General features: G+C 73.9%; 12 protein-coding genes and 2 pseudogenes. 9 read left to right on the forward strand and 5 right to left on the reverse strand.

The window, feature by feature from the left end:
- The first annotated feature begins 85 nt into the window (after positions 1–85).
- Both ACGF5U_RS25480 and ACGF5U_RS25485 read left to right on the forward strand, forming a co-directional pair.
- Positions 86–766 (forward strand): TetR/AcrR family transcriptional regulator, encoded by a 681-nt coding sequence (locus ACGF5U_RS25480; protein ID WP_392713493.1) that lies wholly within the window; start codon positions 86–88, stop codon positions 764–766.
- 6 nt (positions 767–772) lie between these two features.
- Entirely contained in the window at positions 773–1771 is a 999-nt protein-coding gene (locus tag ACGF5U_RS25485) for an aminotransferase class IV (protein ID WP_392713495.1), read from the forward strand.
- 51 nt (positions 1772–1822) lie between these two features.
- Here the strand turns inward: ACGF5U_RS25485 and ACGF5U_RS25490 are convergent, their stop codons facing one another.
- Positions 1823–2476 carry a ScbR family autoregulator-binding transcription factor gene (locus ACGF5U_RS25490; RefSeq protein WP_392713496.1) on the reverse strand — a complete coding sequence of 218 codons (654 nt, stop codon included), beginning with the start codon at positions 2474–2476 and terminating at the stop codon, positions 1823–1825.
- Between the two features lie 476 nt (positions 2477–2952).
- On the opposite strand from ACGF5U_RS25490, the gene car reads away from it, so the two are divergent.
- The gene (car, locus tag ACGF5U_RS25495; RefSeq protein ID WP_392713734.1) at positions 2953–6450 is read left to right on the forward strand and encodes a carboxylic acid reductase; all 3498 of its coding nucleotides are present in this window, start codon (positions 2953–2955) and stop codon (positions 6448–6450) included.
- A gap of 46 nt (positions 6451–6496) precedes the next feature.
- Here the strand turns inward: car and ACGF5U_RS25500 are convergent.
- Positions 6497–7537 (reverse strand): annotated as a pseudogene (locus tag ACGF5U_RS25500) (arabinogalactan endo-beta-1,4-galactanase); the annotation flags it as partial.
- Between the two features lie 50 nt (positions 7538–7587).
- Here ACGF5U_RS25500 and ACGF5U_RS25505 point away from each other — a divergent pair.
- Positions 7588–7851: pseudogene (locus ACGF5U_RS25505) on the forward strand (substrate-binding domain-containing protein); the annotation flags it as partial.
- Between the two features lie 213 nt (positions 7852–8064).
- Here ACGF5U_RS25505 and ACGF5U_RS25510 read toward each other — a convergent pair.
- The gene (locus tag ACGF5U_RS25510) at positions 8065–11445 is read right to left on the reverse strand and encodes a BTAD domain-containing putative transcriptional regulator (protein WP_392713498.1); all 3381 of its coding nucleotides are present in this window, start codon (positions 11443–11445) and stop codon (positions 8065–8067) included.
- Positions 11446–11621: 176 nt separating this feature from the next.
- Between ACGF5U_RS25510 and ACGF5U_RS25515 the strand changes: the two genes are divergently transcribed.
- From ACGF5U_RS25515 to ACGF5U_RS25530, 4 genes are all read left to right on the forward strand, one after another.
- Positions 11622–12230, forward strand: a complete 609-nt coding sequence (locus tag ACGF5U_RS25515) for an NADPH-dependent FMN reductase (RefSeq protein WP_392713499.1) — start codon at positions 11622–11624, stop codon at positions 12228–12230.
- A gap of 8 nt (positions 12231–12238) precedes the next feature.
- Entirely contained in the window at positions 12239–13042 is an 804-nt protein-coding gene (locus ACGF5U_RS25520; RefSeq protein ID WP_392713501.1) for a thioesterase II family protein, read from the forward strand.
- A gap of 66 nt (positions 13043–13108) precedes the next feature.
- On the forward strand, positions 13109–15841 hold the full coding sequence (locus tag ACGF5U_RS25525; RefSeq protein ID WP_392713502.1) for a BTAD domain-containing putative transcriptional regulator: 2733 nt from the start codon (positions 13109–13111) through the stop codon (positions 15839–15841).
- Positions 15842–15899: 58 nt separating this feature from the next.
- The gene (locus ACGF5U_RS25530; protein ID WP_392713503.1) at positions 15900–16535 is read left to right on the forward strand and encodes a hypothetical protein; all 636 of its coding nucleotides are present in this window, start codon (positions 15900–15902) and stop codon (positions 16533–16535) included.
- Between the two features lie 149 nt (positions 16536–16684).
- Here the strand turns inward: ACGF5U_RS25530 and ACGF5U_RS25535 are convergent, their stop codons facing one another.
- Entirely contained in the window at positions 16685–18982 is a 2298-nt protein-coding gene (locus tag ACGF5U_RS25535) for a BTAD domain-containing putative transcriptional regulator (protein ID WP_392713505.1), read from the reverse strand.
- Positions 18983–19100: 118 nt separating this feature from the next.
- Entirely contained in the window at positions 19101–20741 is a 1641-nt protein-coding gene (locus ACGF5U_RS25540; RefSeq protein ID WP_392713736.1) for an aspartate aminotransferase family protein, read from the reverse strand.
- 202 nt (positions 20742–20943) lie between these two features.
- On the opposite strand from ACGF5U_RS25540, the gene ACGF5U_RS25545 reads away from it, so the two are divergent.
- Complete coding sequence (locus ACGF5U_RS25545) at positions 20944–21492, forward strand: flavin reductase family protein (RefSeq protein WP_392713507.1); 549 nt, start codon at positions 20944–20946, stop codon at positions 21490–21492.
- Positions 21493–21625 lie beyond the last annotated feature (133 nt).

The raw sequence follows: 21625 nt of genomic DNA on the forward strand, positions 1-21625 counted from the left end.
GGTCGTTCGTTCGACACGGTGGTTGCACACGGTGTCCGAGACTGTGGTGCGTACGGTGTACGCACAATGCTGGGTACACTACCTCATGGCCATCAACATGCAAGAAAGGCAAGAGAGTTCGTCAGGTCTGACGCGCGAGGCGATCGTCGCGGTCGCGGTCCGCATCGCCGACGCCGAGGGCATCGGGGCGCTCTCGATGCGTCGCCTCGCGACAGAACTCGACTCGGGTGTCATGTCGCTCTACCGGCACGTCGAGAACAAGGACGCGCTGCTCACGGCGATCACCAGAGCGGCCTGTGACGAACACCCGTACCCCACACCGCCCCCGCCGGACTGGCGCGACGCGATGAGGCTCGCCGCCGCGCTCGACTGGGAGGTGTACCGCAAACACCCGTGGGCGCTGGTGACATCGGCCTCGGCCCGCCATTTCTCGGACAACTCGTGTCTCGACTGGATGGTGGACGCACTCGGCGAGTTGACCGACGATCCGGAACTGGCGCGATCGCTCTCCATCGCCATCTGGTCCTATGTGCAGGGCGCGTCCATTCAACGCGTGGCCCAGCAATTGCTTCCCGGCGGTGACAAACCCGAGCAGTCTCCGCTCAGGGCGACCGAGGAGGACTTCTTCGTGGGACTCGAAACGCTCCTCGACGGTGTCGCGTTCCGGGCGAGGGCCGCGCTGCCCTCCGGTGGTGGCCGGGACGCCGGTCCGGAACAGGCCGTCCCGGACGGACGGGGGTGTCCGCCCGGGGGCGGGGGTCGTTGACACGGCATGACGACTCTTCCGCCGGGCGCCGGCGCCGACCACGCCGCGCCGCCGGCCGACCACACCCCGCCGCCGGCCGTACACGCCGCGCCGCAGGCCGTACACGCCGCGCCGCCGGCCGACCACGCCGTACCGCCGGCCGACCGCACCGCGCCGCAGGCCGTCGGAGCACCGCCGCCGGCCGTCGACGCGTCCCCGCTCCACTTCACGGTCCAGCGCGACGGCCGGACGGCGAGCGCGGCGGAGCTGGCGCCGCTCGCCTTCTCCGGGTACGCCCACTTCACCGCCATGCAGGTGCGCCGGGGCCGGGTACGGGGCCTCGACCTCCATCTCCAGCGGCTGCGGCACGCCTCAGAGGAGCTGTTCGGCCGGGACCTGCCCGACGACCGGGTACTGGCCTGCCTGCGGGCACCGCTGGAGGACGGTCCTGCCGACCTCTCGCTGACGGCCACGGTCTACTCCCCGGCCGGTGAGTTCACCGTGGCCCGGCCCGACGCGGACCTGGAGATCCTGGTCCGTACGGGACAGGCCGCGTCAGGCCCGAAGGGACCGCTGGCGCTGGCGACCGTCCCGCACGAGCGGTTCGTGCCGACCGTGAAGCACGTCGGCGAGCCGGCCAAGACCTACTTCCTCCGCCAGGCGGTCGCGCAGGGCTTCGACGACGTCGCCTTCGTGGACCGCCGTGGCCGGCTCAGCGAAGCCTCCATCTGGAACCTGGCCTTCTGGGACGGCACCGCCGTGGTGTGGCCGGGGCCGGAGACCGGGATGCTGAGCGGCGTCACGATGGGCATCGTCCGCCGGCGACTGGATCGCCTCGGCGTCCCCCAGCGCGTCCAGGAGGTCACACCCGCCGACCTGTCGGCCCTGGCGGGCTGCGCCGTCATGAACTCGTGGACGCCGGGTGTGGCCGTACACCGGATCGGCACGGCGGCCCTGCCCGACGCGCCGTCCTTCCTGGACCTGCTGCACCGGGCCTACGAGGCCGAGCCGCTCGTCTCCCTGTGAGGAACGGGTCGTCTCCCCGCGAGGGGCGGCGGCGCCCGCCGACGGCCGCGATCAGCCGCAGGGCACCGCATCGCGACTGCCCGCCGCGTCGATCCGGCCCTGCACCGCCCGCGCCGCCAACCGCGGCAGCATCAGCCGCCAGAACGGTGTGACGGCCTGCCGCGAGTGCCAGTGGGAGTCGCTGCGGCCCAGCACCTCAAGACCCGCGACCATGGCCGTGATGGCGGAGACGGCGTCGTCGAGCACGACGTCGGGGGCGAGGCTGCCCTGGTCCCTCGCCACGGTCAGCATCCACCGGACCCAGTCCTGCCACTGCCGCCACAGGTTCACGCCGCTCCGCCAGGTCGCGTCACTGCCGAGACCGAAGCCGGCCCTCAGCACCGGATCACAGGCGACCCCCTGCGCCAGCGCGTGGGACGTGTCGACAAGGAGTTGCAGCGGCGAGGACGCCCCGGCCTCCGCCGGATGCGCGGACGGTGGCGACTGCCCGGTGATCCGCAGCAGTGTCTGTGCGGCGGCGGACTCGACCGCCTCGCCGAGGGCCCGCTTGCTCCGGAAGTGGAAGTGCAGCGCACCCTGGCTGACACCGGCGCGGGCGCAGATCTGCCCGACGGAGGAACCCGCGAAGCCGCCGCGGTCGAAGACCTCGGCGGCCGATCGGATCAGTTGCCGCCGCGTCCTTACGGCACGGTCCTGCATGGCCATGGGGACGCTCCGGGAAAGTGATCAACGGCGGGTGGACGACAGCACTGCGGCCGGGGCGGCGACGAGGGCGGGGACGGGGCGCGGGCCCCGTCCGGCACGCGGCCCCGTTCGGCCGGCCCCGTCCGGCACGCGGCCCCGTTCGGCCGGCCCCGTCCGGCGCGCGGCCCCGTTCGGCCGGCCCCGTTCGGTACCCGGCCGGCGCCACGTCGGCCGGGCGTGAGGGAAATGCCTCCGTAACACCGCGTGCACCATCCCACTCTTACCACCTCGACACCGTTCACCGTACGGACGGTTACCGATCCTGGCGCGATGTCGTACCCGTCATGAACGGCACGCACGGCGGCGCCGGCACCCGTTCCGCCGGACCTGACAGATCGTCCCCTGGTTGTTCAGGAACCCGTTCCCCCTGTGGTTAGCATCGGTCGACGCGCTGGGGTCAGGAACGGACGGTCCCGAGAAAGAGCGTGGCGTTGCCGATGTGTACGCCGCCACGCCGGTCCTCCCATTCTCAGCGACAAGAGTCGGCCAATGATGCGACGCGGAGACCCAGAATGCGACTTGCGCAAGTGTTGGCAACGGTAATGGAGCGCCACGCGGATCGGCCCGCCGTCGGTGAACGGGCAAAGGAGTTCGCACGGGACCCCGGCACCGGGGACGTGTCGATACGTCTGCTGCCGCGTTACGAGACGACCAGCTACCGAGAACTGTGGGCACGGATCCGCGCGGTGGCGAGCGAATGGCACCACCATCCGGAATACGCGCTGAGCCCGGGAGCGCGCGTCGCCCTCCTCGGCTTCACCAGCCGTGACTACGCGACGCTCGACCTGGCCTGCATCCATGTGGGCGCGGTCGCCGTACCGCTCCAGACCAGCGCCCCCGTACCCCAACTGGCGTCGATCACCGCGGAGACCGAGCCCTTCGTCGTCGCCGCGAGTCCGGCACGTCTCGACACCGCCGTCGAATTGACCCTCGCCACCCCGTCGGTCCGGCGACTCGTCGTCTTCGACCACCACCCGGAAGCCGACGCGCACCGCCGGGAATTCACATCGGCGCGTGAGCGGCTGGACCGGGCGGGCCGTACCGATGTGACGGTCGATTCCCTGACCGATCTCATCGGGAGAGGGTCCGCGCTGCCCGATGCGCCGTTGTTCACGGCGGCGGACGACGACGATCCGCTGGCCATGCTGATATACACGTCGGGCAGTACCGGCACCCCGAAGGGTGCCATGTACACCGAACGACTGGCCGGTGCGATGTTCGGCGGGGCCTGGTCGAAGCTTTTCGCCGACACGCACGCGGTCAACATCAATTACATGCCGATGAGTCATGTCGCGGGACACTCCTCGCTGAAGAACACCCTGGCGCGCGGCGGAACCAGCTACTTCACGGCCAGCAGCGACCTTTCCACATTCTTCGACGATATCGCCCTGGTGCGCCCCACCGAACTCTCGCTGGTGCCCCGCGTATGCGAAATGATCCACCAGAGATACCAGAGCGAGGTCGGCCGGCGGACCCCGCACGGCACCGACCCGCACACGATCGAGGCGATCGAGGCCGACGTCAGGGCGGACCTCCGCGACAACCTCCTCGGCGGCCGTATCTCCTGGGCCAGTTGCAGCTCCGCGCCCCTCTCCGCCGAGCTCACCGCGTTCATAGAGGACCTGCTCGGCATCCCGCTGCACAACGTCTACGGCTCCACGGAGGCCGCCGGCGTCTCCGTCGACGGCGAGCTGCTGCGCCCCCCGGTGATCGACTACAAGCTGGTCGACGTGCCCGAGCTCGGCTACTACCGCACCGACTCCCCGCACCCGCGGGGAGAGCTCCTGCTGAAGACCGACGCCATCATCCCCGGCTACTACCGGCAGCCCGAGCTGACGGCGCAGCTCTTCGACGAGGACGGCTACTACCGGACGGGCGACATCGTCGCCGAGACCGCCCCGGACCGGCTGGCCGTCGTGGACCGCCGCAAGAACGTCCTGAAGCTGTCCCAGGGCGAGTTCGTGGCCACGTCGCGCCTGGAGGCCGTCTTCGCCGCCGGCCCGCTGATCCGGCAGATATTCGTCTACGGCAACAGCGAACGCTCCTACCTGCTCGCCGTGATCGTGCCCACGCCGGACGCCCTGCAGCGGTCGCGTGCGGAGGGCGAGGCCGTCCTCAGGCGGCTGCTCGGCGAGTCGCTGCAGCAGACGGCGAAGGAGGCGGGGCTCAACTCGTACGAGATACCCCGGGACTTCCTGGTCGAGACGGAGCCCTTCAGCCAGGCGAACGGCCTGCTGTCGGACCACCGCAAGCTGCTGTGGCCGCAGTTGCTGGCCCGGTACGGCGAGCGCCTCGAACAGCTCTACGCCGACACCGCCGCCCAGGAGACCCGGGAACTGCTCGACCTGCGCCGCACGGGCGCGGACCGGCCCGTCCTGGAGACCGTCCAGCGGGCCACGCGGGCGCTGCTCGCCGGTACGTCCGCCGAGGTGAGCCCCACCGCCCACTTCAGGGACCTGGGCGGCGACTCCCTGTCCGCGGTGACCTTCTCCAACCTGCTCCACGACACGTTCGGCGTCCGGGTCCCCGTCGACGTGGTCATCAGCCCCGCCTACGACCTCCAGCGGCTGGCCGACTACATCGAGGCGAAGCGCGAGGCCGGTCTCGAGCGGCCCACCTTCGCTTCGGTGCACGGCGACGGCAGCACCGAGGTGCACGCCAAGGACCTCACCCTGGACAAGTTCATCGACGCCCGGACGATCAGCGAGGCACAGGCCCTTCCCCGGCCCACCGCACCGCCCAGGACCGTGCTGCTGACCGGCGCCAGCGGCTACCTCGGCCGTTTCCTGTGCCTGGAGTGGCTGGAGCGGCTGGCCCCGACGGGCGGGAGACTGATCTGCCTCGTACGCGGGAAGGACGCGGCGGCGGCCAGGCGCCGGCTGGACGACGCCTTCGGCAGCGGCGACGCGGAACTGGTGCGCGAGTTCGAGGAACTCGCCGCCGGGCACCTCCAGGTCGTGGCGGGCGACATCGCGGAACCGAGACTGGGCCTGGACGAGCCGACGTGGGAGCTTCTCGCCGAGCAGGTGGACATGATCGTCCACGCCGGCGCCCTGGTGAACCACGTCCTGCCCTACAACCACCTGTTCGAAGCCAATGTCGTGGGCACGGCCGAACTCATCAGCCTGGCGCTCACCGGCCGGATCAAGCCGTTCACCTACATCTCCAGCGTGGCCGTCGCCACCTCGAGGGCCGGACAGCCGGCCCTGGACGAGGACGCCGACGTCCGGGTCGTCATGCCCGTCCAGGAGGTCGAGGGGGCCTACGCCGGGGGATACGCGACCAGCAAGTGGGCGGGCGAAGTGCTGCTGCGGGAGGCGCACGACCTGTGCGGACTGCCCGTCACCACCTTCCGGTCGAACATGATCCTCGCGCACAGCCGGTACAGCGGACAGCTGAACGTGCCGGACATGTTCACCCGCCTCCTGTTCAGCGTCCTCGCCACCGGCATCGCACCGCGCTCCTTCTACCGGCCAGGCGCCGAAGGAAGGCGCGACCGGCCCCACTACGACGGTCTGCCCGTGGACTTCACCGCCGAGGCCGTCGTGGCCCTCGGCGGTGACCCGACCGCCGACTACCGGACCTTCAGCCTGGTCAACCCGCACGACGACGGGATATCGCTCGACACCTTCGTCGACTGGCTCGACGACGCGGGCCATCGCATCGAGCGGGTGGACGACTACGCGGACTGGCTCGCCCGGTTCGAGACGGCCATGCGCGCGCTGCCCGAGGAGCAGCGGCGGCATTCGGCGCTGCCGCTCCTCCACGGGTTCGCCCGGCCCGATGAGGCGGTGCCCGGCTCCACCATCCCGTCCGCCCGGTTCCGGGCCGCGGTGCGGGAGGCCGGGATCGGCCCGTCCTCGGACATTCCCACGCTGTCTCCGGCCCTCATCGGCAAGTACGCGACCGACCTGCGGCGTCTGATGGCCGCGTGAGCCGGTGCCGGCCCTGCGGGATACCGCACGGCCGGCACGTCGTACGTCAGCGGTGGGCGAACCAGGCGGCTGCGGGGAGCAGCCGGTCGTTGTAGTCGAACAGGGCCTGGTTCTCCCAGCCGTTGCCCGACTTCGGGTCGGTCGGGTCCCAGCCGTTGCCCGCGACGGCCGTCCAGGTGGGATCCCAGTAGAGGACGCCCAGGCCGCGGCCGTTCGGCACGGCTTCGACCACGTTCATCACATCGCGCAGCCATGCCGCCTGGCCCGCCGGGGTCGCCGGGTAGCCGGAGACCAGCTCGCTGCCGAGGTCGATGATGTTCTCGTGGCCGTCCTTGCTGTCCAGCCGGAACGTGTAGGCGGTCTCCGCGACCAGGACGGGCTTGCCGTAGCGGACGGAGATGTCGTCCAGGTTGGCCTGGAGGTCGGACAGCGGCCCGTGCCAGTACCCGTAGAAGGACAGGGCGATGACGTCGAAGGCCACGCCCCGGGCGGTGGCGTTGTCGAACCACCAGCGGTAGAGGCCGTTGTCGCCGCCGTGGGCGAGGTGCAGGGCTACCCGGGTGGACGAGGAGACCGCCTTGGCCGCGTTGATGCCGGACCTGAGCAGCCCGGCGGTCTGGTCCCAGTTCTTCGTGGACCCCTCGGGCCACAGGAGGCCCGTGTCGATCTCGTTGCCGATCTGGACCATGTCGGCGGTCGTCCCCTGCGCCCTCAGCGCGTTCAGCACGTCGTACGTGTGCTGGTACACGTCCGTCGTCAGCTGCGCGTAGGAGTGCGAAGCCCAGGCGGCGGGCTTGGTCTGGGCACCCGGGTCGGCCCAGATGTCGGAGTAGTGGAAGTCGACGAGGAGCTTCATGCCCTGCGCCTTGATGCGCTTCGCCATCTGCAGGGTGCGCGCCTTGTCGCTGTAGCCGTCGGCCGGGTCCACCCAGACCTTGAGCCGTCCGTAGTTGGCGCCGGCGGACCGCAGGATGCCGAGCGCGTCACCGGCGGTGCCGCCGCCGGTGCGGTAGACGCCGCCGAAGTCCTCGCTCTTCTTCAGCATGGAGACGTCGGCGCCCTTGACGCTGAGCCCGGTCGTACCGGGGGCGAGGCCGACGTCGTCCCTTCGACGGTGGAGGGAGGGGAGAGTGGTGTGTGTTCGTGGCGTCCGACCTCATGGCCCACGGCGTCCTGGACGCGCTGGCCCGCGCCGGGCGGCGCGTGCCGGAGGACGTCGCCGTCGGCGGGTTCGACGACTCACCGGCGGCGCTGTCCACCCGCCCCCCGCTCACCACGGTCCGTCAGCCGTGGGAGCGGATCAGCGGCGAGATGGTCCGGATGCTGCTCGGCCGGATCAACGGCGACGACCCGTCCGCCGTCATCCTCCCCACCGAACTGGTACGCCGGGACTCCGCCTGACACGACCGCGCACCGCGCACGCCGCGACCACCGCGCCCCGCGCACGTCTGAGGCCGCGCACCGCGCACGCCGAGGCGACCGCCGCTACCGCGCATCGCGACCGGCACCGCGCACGCCGCGACGGCGCACGCCGCGACCGCGCACGCCGCGACCGCGCACGCCGCTTTTCTGCGGCGCGGCCGCCGAACCGACCGCCGACGTGGGCGCGGCCGCTCAGCGCGGGTGGACACAGAGGTCGTCGACGCCCGTGCGGGCAGAGCCGGGGCCGTGTTCGGCCGCGCTCGCCCCGGCGGACCCTCGGGCGAAGCCGTCGGCGAACCCCTCGGCCGCCCCCCGGGCGAACTCCCGGCCGAACGTCTCGTCGCCCAGCGCCTGCCGCACCCGCGCGGCGATCCGCTCCACATCGCCCTGTTCGGCGGTCGGCTGCGGAGCACCGGCGGCGCGCCGCGCGGCCGCCGCGGCCCCCAGCAGACGCGCGGCCGGAGCCGCGTCGCCCGCCAGCGAACGCGCGCCCGCCAGCCCCTCCAGAGCCAGGGCGACCGAGCGCGGGTCCTCCGTCGTCCGCGCCGCCGCCAGCCCCTCCTGGTGCAGGGCGAGGGCCTGGGCGGCGTCACCGTACTGCTCGGCGATGAAGCCGAGTTCGGCCAGGACCAGCGCGAGCCCCGGCGCGTCGTGCCGGCTGCGGTTCCACGCCAGCCAGGGGCGCAGCAGCTCCCGCGCGGTGTCCAGCCGGCCCTCACGCCGCGCCCCCAGGGCCAGGCCGAGCGCGGCGAACTGCTCCGCCGGCCGGTTGCCCTGCTCGGCCGCGAGCCGCAGCGCCCGCCCGTGGAAGTCCTCCGCCTCCCCGTACCGCCCGTCCAGCAGCGCGATCCGGCCGAGCCCGGACAGCTTGCGGGACACCGCGGCCCACAGCTCCAGCGACTCCGCGATCCGCAGCCCCTCGCGGTGCAGCCTGGCGGCCTCCTCGTAGTCGCCGTTGATCTCGGCCAGCACGCTCAGCACCTCGATCGCCTGCAACTGCCCCCAGCTCTCGCCCAGCGCCGCGAACCGGGCCCTGACCTCCAGCGCGTCGTCGTGCAGCCCGTCCAGATCACCACGGGCCAGGGCCAGCGCCACGCGGGTGCCGAGCGCGGCGGCCGTACCCCACGCGTCCCGCCGGACCCGGAAGTCGTCCATCGCCCGCCGTACCCGCCGCTCACCGGCGGACAGGGCACCCACGTTCCACTGCGCGAACGCCAGGAACCAGTCGGCCCGCGCCCGCTCCACCGTCCGTTCGGCACCGGCGGGCTCACGGGGCGGCGCGACGTCCGCGTCCCGGCCGTGCCCGCCCAGCAGCAGCGCCAGACCCGCCTGCCACGTCCTGGCCTCGGCCCGGGCCTCCGGCGCGGCATCGCCCGCCGTGTCCAGCGCCGTCGCCAGCGCCCTGCGGCCCTCGTACAGCCGTCCGCGCAGGAACCGGTACCAGGTGAGCGCGTTGGCCAGGCGCAGCGCGACATCGGCGGCCCCCGTCCTGTGCGCCTCCTCCAGGGCCCGCTGGAAGTCGGCCGACTCGGAGTCGAGCCGCCGCAGCCACCGGCGCTGCTCCCGCCCGTACAGCAGCGGCCGGGCCCGCTCGGCCAGTTCGGCGCAGTAGCGCATGTGCCGGGCGGCCACATCGGCGCTCTCGCCCGCGTCCCGCAGCTTCCGCGCGGCGTACGCGGCGACGGACTCCGGGAGCCGGTACCTCGGTCCGCCAGGGGTGTCGACGCGCAGCGCGAGCGAGCGCTCCACCAGCGAGGCCATCACCTCCAGCACGTCGTCCGCCGCGCCCCCGGAGGCCCCGGCGCCCGGGCTGTCGGGAGCACGCGTGCCGCCCGGTCCCCGCGTGCCGTCGGCTCCCAGCCCCGCGCACACCCGCTCGGCCGCCTCCAGGCCGCAGCCGTCGGCGAACACGGCCAGCCGTCGGAGCACCGTCTGTTCCCGCACGCCGAGCAGGCTCCAGCTCCAGTCCAGCGTGGCCCGCAGCGTGCGATGACGCCGGGGCGCGTCCCGGTAGCCGCTGGTGAGCAGCCGGAAACGGTCGTCCAGCCGGTCGTGCAGCTCGTCGACGCCCAAGGCCCTGACCCGGGTGGCGGCCAGCTCCAGCGCCAGCGGGATGCCGTCCAGACGCCGGCACAGATCGGCGACCTTCGGCGCGGTGGCGGCGTCGAGGACGAACCCCGGGTCGGCGGACCTCGCCCGTTCGGCGAACAGCCGCACGGCGCTGGACTCCCGCAGCGCGTCGAGGCCCTTCTCGTCCGGTGACGGCGCGGTGAGCGGCGGAACCGGCCAGACCGTCTCCCCGCTGACCCGCAACGGCACTTGGCTGGTCGTCAGGATCCGCAGGCCCGCCGCCCCGCTCAGCAGCCAGGAGGCGAGCCCCGCCACGGCGTCCGTCACATGCTCGCAGTTGTCCAGCACCAGCAGGAGCCGCCGGCAGGCCAGGGCGTCCGCGAGCCGCTGCGCCGAACCGCCCGACCGCCCGTCGAAGGTGGCGTCCCGTACCCCCAGCACCGCCATGACCTGCTCGGCCAGCAGCTCCTGCGACGCCATCCGCTCCGCCGAGTCCCTGACCCCGGCCAGCTCCACCAGCCAGGCACCGTCGGGGAACGCGTCGGCCGACTCCCCGGCCACGGCGGTGGCGAGCCGCGTCTTGCCCACACCGCCGGGCCCCGTCAGGGTCACCAGCCGCCGGTCGGCCAGCAGCGCCCGCACATCGGCCACCGCCTCGTCCCTGCCCACCAGCGCGTTCACCGGAGCGGGCAGGTTCGTACGCCTCCGCGTCCCGGACGCCGGCGGTGTCCGGCGGCGTGACTCCGGAGGGGCGACCTCCGGACCGTGCCGGAGGATCGCGCCCTGCAGCGCGTCCAGCGCGGGGCCGGGCGTCAGCCCCAGCTCCTCGTCGAGGCGGCGGCGCAACTCCCGGTAGCTGTCGAGCGCTTCGGCCGGACGACCCGCCCGGTACAGGGCCCGCATCTGCGCGGCCCGCAACCCCTCCCTGAGCGGAAACCGGTCCACCAGCTCCGTCAGCTCACCGATCAGCAGACTGTGCTCACCCAGTTCGAGCCTGGCCTCGGCATGCTCCTCGACCGCGGTGAGCCGCTCCTCCTCCATGCCCGCCGCCGTCGCCCGCACGAACGGCTGCTCCGCGAAGTCGGCGAAGGCGGCGCCCCGCCACAGCGCCAGCGCCTCGGTGAACAGCCGGGCGCGCGCCCCCGCGTCGGCGGTGGCGCGGGCCTCCGCGACGAGCGAGCGGAACACGCCGACGTCCAGGGCGTCGGCCGGCACGTCGAGGACGTAACCGGGGCTGCGGTGCGCGACCAGATCGCGCGCACCCGGCTCGGCGTCCTCCAGGGCGCGCCGCAGCTGGGACACCTTGGCCTGGAGGGAGGCGGCCGGCCGGGCCGTGAACGTCGAACCGCCCCAGAGGTCCTCGATGAGCCGCCCGCTCGGCACCACATGACCGTGGTGGGCGAGCAGATCGGCCAGCAGCGTACGGACCTTCACCTCGGGGACCCGTACCACCCTCCCCTCGGCCGTCCACACCTCCAGTGGCCCAAGCACCCCGAATCGCATGTCCTTCACAGTATCTCCGGACCACCCGCCCGGTCCGGCCTGTCACGCAGGTCACAGGCCCTTTCGGGCCGCTGTGACCGGCCCGGGGCGCATCCGAAGCAAACCCGAAGAGCCATCGGCGACAGTGATCACGGGCCAGGGCACGCAGACCCGACCGACGTGGGGAGACAGAGCAGATGGCCGAAACCGACCGACTGCGGTTGGTGATCATCATCGGGAGCGTCAGAGAGGGCAGGTTCGGGCCCGTGGCGGCGGAGTGGATCGCGTCCCGGGCACGGTTGCGCCGCGACTTCGAGGTCGACGTCATCGATCTGGCCACGGCGTGGCTGCCCGACGTGATGCCCGCCGAGCCCACCGCACCCAGGCCGCAGGCCGTCAGGGACCTGGCGCCATGGCTGGCCGCCGCCGACGCGTTCGTGGTGGTGACACCCGAGTACAACCAGAGCTTTCCGGCCTCTTTGAAGAACGCGATCGACTGGTACGACGAGGAGTGGCACGCCAAGCCCGTCGCGTTCCTCTCCTACGGTGGCGCCTCCGGAGGGCTCTGCGCGGTCGGCCAGCTCCGGCAGGTGTTCACCGAGGCGCACGCCGTCACGGTGCGCGAGACCGTCAGCTTCCACGACTACCGCAGCCAGTTCGGTCCCGACGGGCGGCCCGTCGCGCCCGAAGCCTGTGACGAGGCGGCCCGCAGGCTCCTCGACCGGCTCGGCTGGTGGGCCCGGGCGCTGCGGCACGCGCGGGCCCACGAACCCTACGAGACACCGCGGTTGAGCGCGGGGGAGTGAGGAAGACCATGGACAGTCGGTGGTTCAGACGGTTCGGACAGCCGGGTGACCCCGGACCGGCGGGCCGGTCGGGGGCGTCCCTGGCAGGCGGACCCGAAGCCGATGCCGTCCGGCTGATCTGCTTCCCCCACGCGGGCGGTTCGGCCGGCGCCTACCTGCCGCTGACCCGCGTCCTGGCCCCCCGGCTCGACGTCGTGGCCGTGCAGTACCCCGGACGTCAGGACCGCCGGCGCGAGCCCGGTGTCGCGGACATCACCGAGCTCGCCCGGCTCGTCGCCGAACGACTGACCGCCACGTCGTCCGACAGCCGGCCCTACGCCTTCTTCGGCCACAGCATGGGCGCGCTCCTCGCCTACGAGACGGCCCGCGCGCTCAGGGACAGGCAGGCCCCCGCCCCGGTGCGGCTCTTCCTCTCCGCGCGGGGAGCGCCGTCGACGGCCCCGAACCCGCACGACTCCCTCCCGGACGACACGGCGATCCTCGCCGCCGTCCGCGCCCTGGGGGGCACCGGCGCCGCCGTACTCGACGACCCCGAGCTCGTCGCCATGGCCCTGCCCGCCCTGCGGGCCGACTACCGGGCGCTGGCCTCCTACACCTGGCGGCCCGGCGACCCGCTCGACACACCGTTCAGCGTGCTCTGCGGCCTGGACGACCCGGTCGTCGGCACGGCGGAAGCGGCGCGCTGGGGCGAACACACCCGGGCGGGCAGCGACCTGACGCTCCTCCCCGGCGGCCACTTCTATCTGGACCAGCGGCTGGGCGACGTCGCCGAGCTGATTCTCCGCGGGGTCCGCACCGCGGTCACGCGGTAGCGGGCGGGGGCGCGGCACGGCGCCCGGCCCGTGTTCGTACGGAACTGCTCACATGTGGGGGGAGACATGGAGTTCGGAATCCTGGGACCGCTCGAGGTGACATGGGGTGGCCGCGCACTGCCGCTGGGGGGTTTCAAGCAGCGGGCCGTACTCGGGCTGCTGCTGTTACGGGCGAACCAGGTGGTCGCCACCAGTGAACTGCTCGGCGCCCTGTGGCCCGGCGACAGCCGCCCGGTCACGGCCCGCAAGATCGTGCAGAACGCGGTGTGGGGGCTGCGCGCGATCCTGCCCGATGCCGATACGGCGGCCGAGAGCGACGCCGCGGCCCCGGGGCGGGCGCCCGGCGACACCGCCGGCGCCGTCCGGCCGCAGCTGCTGACCCGGAGCCCCGGGTACATGCTGCGCGTGGATCCGGCGCGGCTCGACGTGACCCGCTTCGACCGGAAGGTCGAGGCCGGCCGGGCGCGGATGGAGGCCGGAGACCCGGCGGGGGCGGCCGAACTCCTGCGGGACGCCCTCGACGAGTGGCGCGGCAACGCGCTGTCCGACCTGGTGGAACAGGGCGTCGAGTGGCCGGAGTTGGCCACACTCCGCCAGTCCCGCCTGGACGCCATGGAGGACCGCTTCGACGCCGAGCTGGCCTGCGGGCGGCACCACGCCGTCCTCGGGGAGATGCTGTCGCTGGCCGAGGCGGAGCCGCTGTGCGAACGGCTGTGCGGCCAGCTGATGCTGGCTCTCTACCGCTGCGGACGGCAGGCCGAGGCGCTGAGCGTGTTCAGCCGCGTACGGCTCACGCTGGTCGAGGAGTACGGCCTGGAGCCCTCACGAGAGCTCCAGGCGCTCCAGCAGCGCATCCTGTGCCATGACCGGACGCTCGCTTCACCCGTGCGACCGCCGTCGCGCATCGCGCCGCCGGGCCGCCTCGTGCCGTCGGACCCGGCGGCCGGCGCGACACCCGCAGACCTGTCGGGCCTGTCGGACCCGTCGGACCGGCCGGGCCCGCCGGGTGTCTCGGGCCCGCCGGGTGTCTCGGGCCTGCCGCCGTCGGACCCGGTGTCGTCGCCGCCCGCCGACGATGTGCCGGTGGAGCACGTGCGGGCCACGGACGAGCCGCGGGTGGCGGCCGTGCGGGCGCCCGAGGAGGCGGGGACGGATCCGGGCTCCAGGAGGGGCCCGGGCGCGGGCGGTGACGGGCGCACCGGCTACGGTCGGGCTGCCGGTGGCGACCGGGGCACGGGGTACGACCGTGGCACGGGGTACGACCGGGACCCGGGGCGCGGCGGGGAGGCCGGGCGTGGCGCGGACACGGGGGCGGAATCGGCCGCCGGGGCCGACCAGGACGGCGCCGGGAACGACGGCGGGCCTGTGCTGCTGCGGCGGGACGTCTGCGTCCTGCTGGTGCGGGCGGCCGCGCCCTGTGGCGGTGACATGCCGTCACCCGAGCGGCTGGACGCGCTGCTCCACGGCGCCGTCACCTCGCTCGCGGGCGCCATCGAGACGCACGGCGGCACCGTCGTGGGCTCCATGGGCTGTGTGTCCGCCGCCGTGTTCGGCCTGGCGGACGACGACACGGCGGCGGCGCCGCTGGACGCGGTACGCGCGGCGTTCACGGCGCGGGACCGGCTCGCGCGTGCGTCGGGGTGCGCCGTCCGCGCCGTCGTCGTCAGGGGCGGCGCCCTCGTCCGGTACACCCCACGGGACCCGTCGGCGGCCGTGTCGGTGACCGGCACGCTGCTGGACACCGCGCAGACCCTGCTCGGTCACGTACCCGAGGGGGAGGTGTACGTCGGTGACGAGGTCGTCCGTGAGACCCGCGCCCACGTGCTGTACCGCCCGGTACCCCCCGACACGGCGACGACCGGTGTCCGGCAGGCGGTCTCCCTGTACGCGGCCCGTGCCCCGCACGACCCGATGGGCCCGGCCGCCGATGCGGGCGGTCCCGACGAGCGTAGCCACGAACTGTCCATGCTGGGCAGCCTCCTCGACCGCTCCCTCCACCACGGCGTGCCGTGCCTGCTGACAGTGCTCGGCGAGCGGGGCGCGGGCAAGTCCCGGCTCATGGCGGAGTTCGCGCGGCGTGCGGAGGAGCGGCCCGGCGACGTGCGCGTGCTCCGGCCGCCGGTCCCTCGGTGCGGTCCGGACGGCACGCTCGACGTGACCGGCGCGCTGCTGGCCGCCTGGCGGGACGCGGACGGCGAAGCCGGTGAAGACGGTGAGGACGCCCCGGTGGAACGCCGGATCGCGGAGCTCGTACGGGCCGCGGCGGGCGACGAGGACGCGGTGCAGCGGCTGCTCGCGGCCCTGCTGCCCGTCGCCGCCTCCACCATGCCGAGCCGCAGGCCCCGCGTCCTGGACGCCTGGCGGGAGCTGCTCGTGCTGTGGGCCGGTCGGCGGCCCCTGGTGCTGTGCCTGGACGATGCCCACCTGGCGCACCGGGACGTACTGGACTGGGTGGAGGACCTGGTCGCGGCCGCCGACGGCGTACCGCTCCTGGTGGTCGTCTGCGCCCGCCCGGAGCTGCTCGAACGCCGGCCCTCGTGGGGGCGGGGCGCGTTCCACACCAGCACGCTGAGCCTGCCCCGGCTGGCCGCCCGGACGCCTGTTCCGCTGCGCGTGGTCTCCGACCCCGGCGCGGCTGCCTCCGTCGCGCCCGCCGCCCCGGCCGCCGCCGTCGGGCGGTCGCGGAGGCCGGGGGAGCGGGTACGGGTGGTGGAGCTGACACGGCCGTCCCACCCCGCCGCCCGGGGGCGGACGCGGCCGGCCCTCGACGAACGTCCCGGGCGGCAGGCCGCGCGATGACCACGTCGTTGAACGGCGAATGGGTCGGCGGTGTACGGGACTTGGTTGGCTTTCTCCCGTGGATGACAAACCCGCCGGTCCGGCTCTGCCGGAGCCCGGCCTTTCGACACAGCCGGTTCACCCGACGTCCGCCGAACGGGGTTCGCCGTTCGTCGCTTTCGTCGGGAAGGAGTTCGCGGCCGCCCTCCACGAGGGGCTGCGACGAGCGAGGACCACGCAGCGGGGCGGCGGCCGGGAGCCGGTTCGCCGGCCGGCCCCGCCACGGCCGGTCACCCGGGGCGGAGCCCTGCTCGGGGAGTACGCGGGCGTGATCGCCCGCCGGTTCGAACAGACCCTGCCGACGGCGCCCGCCCTCGCGGGTGACGGACGCGGCAGGGTCCGGCGCCTGCTCGTGGGATGGGCACGGCATGTGCTCACCGTCGCCCAGGGCGTGGGCCGGCCCGGCGAGCGCGTCGCGGTGCCGTTCCCCGAACCGGCGGCCCACCAGCACGCGGTCGCCGTGTCCCTGCTGATCGAGGCCGTGGTGGTGTGCCTGCCGCCCGGTGCGCCGGAGGGACAGGACGCGATCCGTGCGGTGGCGTACGCCGCGCGGCAGGGAGGCGCGACGGCGCCGCCAGGTCGTCGGCCCCCCGCCCCCGCACCGGAGGCGCGGGAGCGCGCGCGCCGGACCGCCGCCCGCCCCCGTACGGGATGAGGGGCCCCGGCGGCGGGGCATGCCGCCCGGCGGTCCGGTGACGGCCCGCCACGCCGGAGGCCCCGGACGCCTGGGGCGTGCCGGGGCCGTGCCGGGGGCGGAGACGGCGGGGGAGCGGGGCCGCCCGGGCCGGGCCCGGGCCCGGGGCGTCAGGCCACTTCGGCGTCCTGGTCCGACAGGAAGAGCGAGGCGAGCAGCCCGTCGAGGGCGTCGTCGGCCACGGGCGTGAGACTGATGGTCAGGGTGTGCGGCCCGCCCGCCCAGCCGGGACGGCGCTCCAGGAGCGGGCTGTCGGCGCCCACCACGTTCAGCAGGGGGACGCCCGCGTGCTCCTCGGCCAGCCGCTCCACCGCGTCGAGCAGCGGGTCGTCGGCGAGGTGCAGGTCGTCCCAGATGACGACGAGGGCCTGCTCGCGGGCGGCCAGGGCGAGGAAGTCCGTCCAGGCGGTCAGGACGTCCCGCCGTGTGGAGGCCCGGACCGCCGAGGGGCCCCGGGTGGCCAGCGGCAGCAGGGCGGACAGCAGGGCTCCGCGGGTCCCCTCGTCGCCGGCGAGCCGGGCGAGGACCGCGCGCAGCTTGCCGTGCGCGGACTCGACGGTGTCGCCGGGGACGATCCCGCAGTACGCGGCGAGCATGTCCGCCGGGGCCGACGAACCCGTCCCGCCGGCCGCCGGGGTGATGGTGCCGGCCAGGACCCGTACGGGATCGGCCGAGTCCGCCTCGACCCGCCGCTGGAACCGCATCAGCAGACGTGTCTTGTCCCGGCCGGCCGCGCCCAGCACGGTGATGAGATGGGAGGCGCCGCGCTGCCGGGTGCGCAGCAGCATGCCCCGCATCAGGTCCAGTTCGCACTCCTGGCCGCCGCTCCCGTCCGCGCAGGGCTCCGGTGCCTCCGGGTCCGAGCCCACGGTGTGCACCTGCCAGGGCGCGAACGCCGACGCGCAGGCGTGGTGGTACGTGACACGGGGCTCGGTCAGCCGCCGTGTGAGGTCGCAGACATGGACCTCGCCCGGCTCCACGTGGGCCAGCATCGAGCGGCAGGTGTCCACGAGGCCGCCCCCGATCCACGGCGGCGTCGTCCCGCTGCCGGGCCAGCGGCCGACCACCGCGTCGCCGGACGCCACGGCCGCGTGCACGGTGAGGCCGCGGACGGCGGCGCGCGGCGGGGCGAAGGGCCCCACGCGGACGCTCAGGCAGTCGCGGACGGAAGCCGCCGCCCGTACGGCGCGCTCGGCACCGGGCGTCTCCCCCGGACGGTCCTCGAAGAGGCCGAGAAGTACGGAGCCGAGCGAGGAGGTGGCGGTGCCCCGGTGGGTCTCGATCTTCTCGGCCGCCAGCTGCGTCACGGCGTCGAGCACCCGGTCGACGCCGTCCGGCGGCAGCGAGCCGAACTCGGGGCCGAGCCCGAAGCGCAGCAGCAGCACGCTCGTGGGGCGGCGCCCGCCCGCGTCATCGGCGTCCGCGCCATCTGTCGCGCCCGTGGCGCCCGGGAGCGCCGAGGCGCCCTGCGCGAGGCCGGCGGACGTGTCGTCCCCGGCACCGGCGGCGGGCACGGGGGGCACGGCGGCCGGGGCGGCCGGGACCGCGGCGTGGGCGGCGGGGGCGGCGGGGGGCGTCGGGGGAGCGGCCGGGCGGGTCGGGAGCGAGGGGACCACACGGTCGCGGACCGACTCGGTCCTGGGGACGTCCAGGGCCGGGTCCTGGTTGAGGATGGACTGCTGGAGCCGGCGCAGCTCACGGCTGGGCTCCAGACCGAGTCCGTCGACGAGCGCCTCACGCACCCGTCCGAAGACCGCCAGGGCCTCCGCCTGACGGCCGCACCGGTACAGGGCGAGCATCAGCTGCCGTGCGGCCCGCTCCCGCAACGGCTCGGCCTCCACCATGGCCTTGAGGTCGCGCAGCACCGTCTGGTGGCCGCCGCAGGCGAGCTCGGCGTCGAACCGGTCCTCCATGACGTCAAGGCGCCGCTTCTGCACGGCGGCCACCTCCGGCCAGCAGGTCCCCTCCTCCACCAGGTCGGTGAGGACCGGGCCGCGCCACAGCGAGAGGGCGTCGCCCAGCAGGTCGCGGGCCTTCGGCATGTCGCTCTCGGCCAGCGCCGCCCTGCCCGCCGCCACGCGCTGCTGGAACACGAGCAGGTCGACCTGTTCCGGTCGTACGCGCACCATGTAGCCGGGCGTCCGGGTCAGCAGCTCGGCGCCCCGGCCGGAGGCCGGCGTACCGGCGAGGACGCCGCGCAGCCGCCAGACCGCGTTCTGCAGGATCTTGCGGGCGGTCATCGGCGCGTCCTCCTCGGGCCACAGGGCACCGAGCAGGCGGCTGGTGGAGACGACCTGGTTGGCGTGGAGCAGGAGGAAGGCGAGCGCGGCCCGCTGCCGCATGCCCCCGAGCTCCACCAGCCTTCCGTCCCGCGAGACTTCGAGCGGACCTAAGAGACGAAATTCCATGACTCCCCCGTTCGTTATGCACGACGGTATAGACCAATAGCCCGGTTTGCCAAGGTATGGCTGGAATTGGTCTCACCGCATATGCCACCCCTACGGTGGAACGAGGCGAGAGCGCCGCTCAGTTCCCCGGCGCCCCGACGAGCACGTCCCCCGCCCCCCGCCGCAGCAGCGCGCACACATCCCGCAACCCCGCCTCCAGCCGCGCCAGTTGCTCGTCCGACACCTCGACCGACGGTTCGAAGCGCAGGGTGTTCACCGCACTCGCGGTGGGGAAGGTCCGCACCCGGTGCCGCCGCAGCAGATGCCCGGCGAGCACGTACCCGAACATGCCGCCCCGGGCGACCTCCCGCACCGTCCCGGCCGGCGACTCCGACTGGTCGTGGAACTCCAGCCCGAGCATCAGCCCCTGGCCGCGTACGTCGGCCACCACATCGGGGTGGTCGGCCCGCACCGATTCGAGCACCGCCCGCAGCGCCTCACCCCGCTCGACCGCCCGTCGGTAGAGCCGGCCCCCGTCCCGCTCCAGCAGCTCCAGCACCTTGAGCGCGATGTGGCAGGAGAAACTGTCCTTCGCGAACGTGGAGCTGTGCACGATCTCGAACTCCCGCCGGTACCACCGCTCCCGCACCAGCATCACGGACGTCTTCGCGATCCCGCCGCCCAGGGTCTTCGCCAGCGTGTAGTAGTCGCCCCGCAGCCCGATCTGAGCACCGGCCAGGAGGGCGCCGGTCCTGCCCATGCCGCTCTGGATCTCGTCCACCACGACCGGACAGCCGATCGCCGCGCAGAACTCCTGGATCTCACGGGCGAACTCCGGCGACAGGACCCGGATGCCGCCCTCCCCCTGGACCGGTTCGACGAGGAAGGCGCAGAACACCGGGAACTCCCGCTCCGTGACCGAGACCACGCCGTCGACGGCGGTCAGCCCCAGCAGGACGCCCCGCTCCCGCGCGTACGTCTCCTTGAGCACCTCCGGCCGGTCCTGCGGAACGAACCTCGCCTGCGCGGCGAGGGACCGGAACGGCAGACGGTACCCCTCGTTGTGTGTCAGCTGGACGCTCGCGGCCAGCTTGCCGTGGAAGCCGCCCTCCAGCGCCAGGAACAGCGGCGGACGCGACGTCTGCGCGCCGTTGCGACGGGCGAGTTCCGCCGCCACGGCGGCGAGCGCGGCGGACGCGTCGGCCGGGTCCTGCGGGGCGGCGAGCCCCAGGCGGTCGAGGACACCGGCCGGTACGGTCGCCGCGCCGCTTGCCACCGCCGCCGCCACGGCCGCGCCATCGGCCGCGATCTCGTCCAGCAGGGCCGCGATCCGCATGCCCCGGTCCAGCTCGGCGTGTTTCACGGCGGCCTCCACCGCCTCGGCGCCGCTGTTGGCGAAGATGGCGTAATAGGGCTCGTCCGTGCCGAGCTCCCGGTGGATGATCCGGTTCAGTTCATGGGCCAGCCGGTTCGCGTACGGATGCCGGGAGAACTGCGCGTGCACCGGGGTTCCCGCGGCGAGCAGCTCCCGGGCCCGCGCCACGATCTCGGGATGGTTGTGCCCCAGCAGGACCGATCCGTAGCCGCCCGCGAAGTCGTCCACGGCCGTCTCGGTCCCGTCGTCCTCCCGCAGGTACAGCGTGTTGCCCTCGGCGCGTACGTAGGTGACGGCCAGCCCGGCGCCGTCCAGCACCTCGCGCAGGAACGGCTCGGCGAGCTCGGGCCCTTCGAAGGCGGGACCGCCGCCGCTGTCCGCGCCGCCCGTGTTCCTGTGATCCATGTCGGTGTCAGCCATGGCCACAGCGTGCGCGGAAGGGGTAAACCGGCGTTCATCGCGGGGTAATCGGCGGAGCTCGCCACAAGGTGGTGAACCGGTTACCCGGCGATGGAACGGGTACGACGCCGCGCCGGTACGTTGAAAACGCCGACTGCCATTCCGTGTGGACGGCATGTGCCCCGCACATCGTTTCGGAGAGGGTGGCATGAATTCCGCGTCCGTTGAACTCGATCCCGCGGCCCAGCATTCCGGGCCACGGCCGGTGGAGCCCGTCCGGCTCAGAGAAGTGATGTCCCGCTTCGCCACCGGTGTCACGGTTCTCACCGTCGGCGGGGAGCATCTTCACGCCATGACGGCGAACGCTTTCAGCTCGGTGTCCCTGGAACCGCCGTCGGTGTTGTGCGGTGTGGGACACAGCGCGGTGATGCACGGCGCGCTGTCATCGGCCGGGCGGTTCGCCGTCAACATACTCGGGGCCCGGCAGGAACCCCTGGCCCGGCATTTCGCCGACAAGCGGCGCACGCTCGGCGCCGCACAGTTCGACGGCCTCGACTGGCGCCCCGGCGACCACACCGGCGCACCGCTGATCGCCGGCTCGGTCGCCTGGCTCGAGTGCGAACTGACCGCGTCCCACACCTTCGGCGATCACACGATCTTCATCGGCACCGTGCTCGCCGCGGGGCAGGGCGACGCCGAGGACGAGCTGCTGTTCGTCAACGGCCGCTTCGGCAGGCCGTCTCCGGCCGCCCCCTGATCCGGGGCGGCGGGGGGGGGGCCCGGGGGGGGGGGGGGGGGGGGGGGGCCCCGCGGGGGGCCGGGGGGGGGGGGGCGCGCCCGGGCGGGCGCGGGGGGGGGGGGGCGCGGCGCCGCGCGCGACAGCGGGGGCG

Source organism: Streptomyces sp. NPDC047886, assembly GCF_043204435.1.
Lineage (GTDB): Bacteria > Actinomycetota > Actinomycetes > Streptomycetales > Streptomycetaceae > Streptomyces.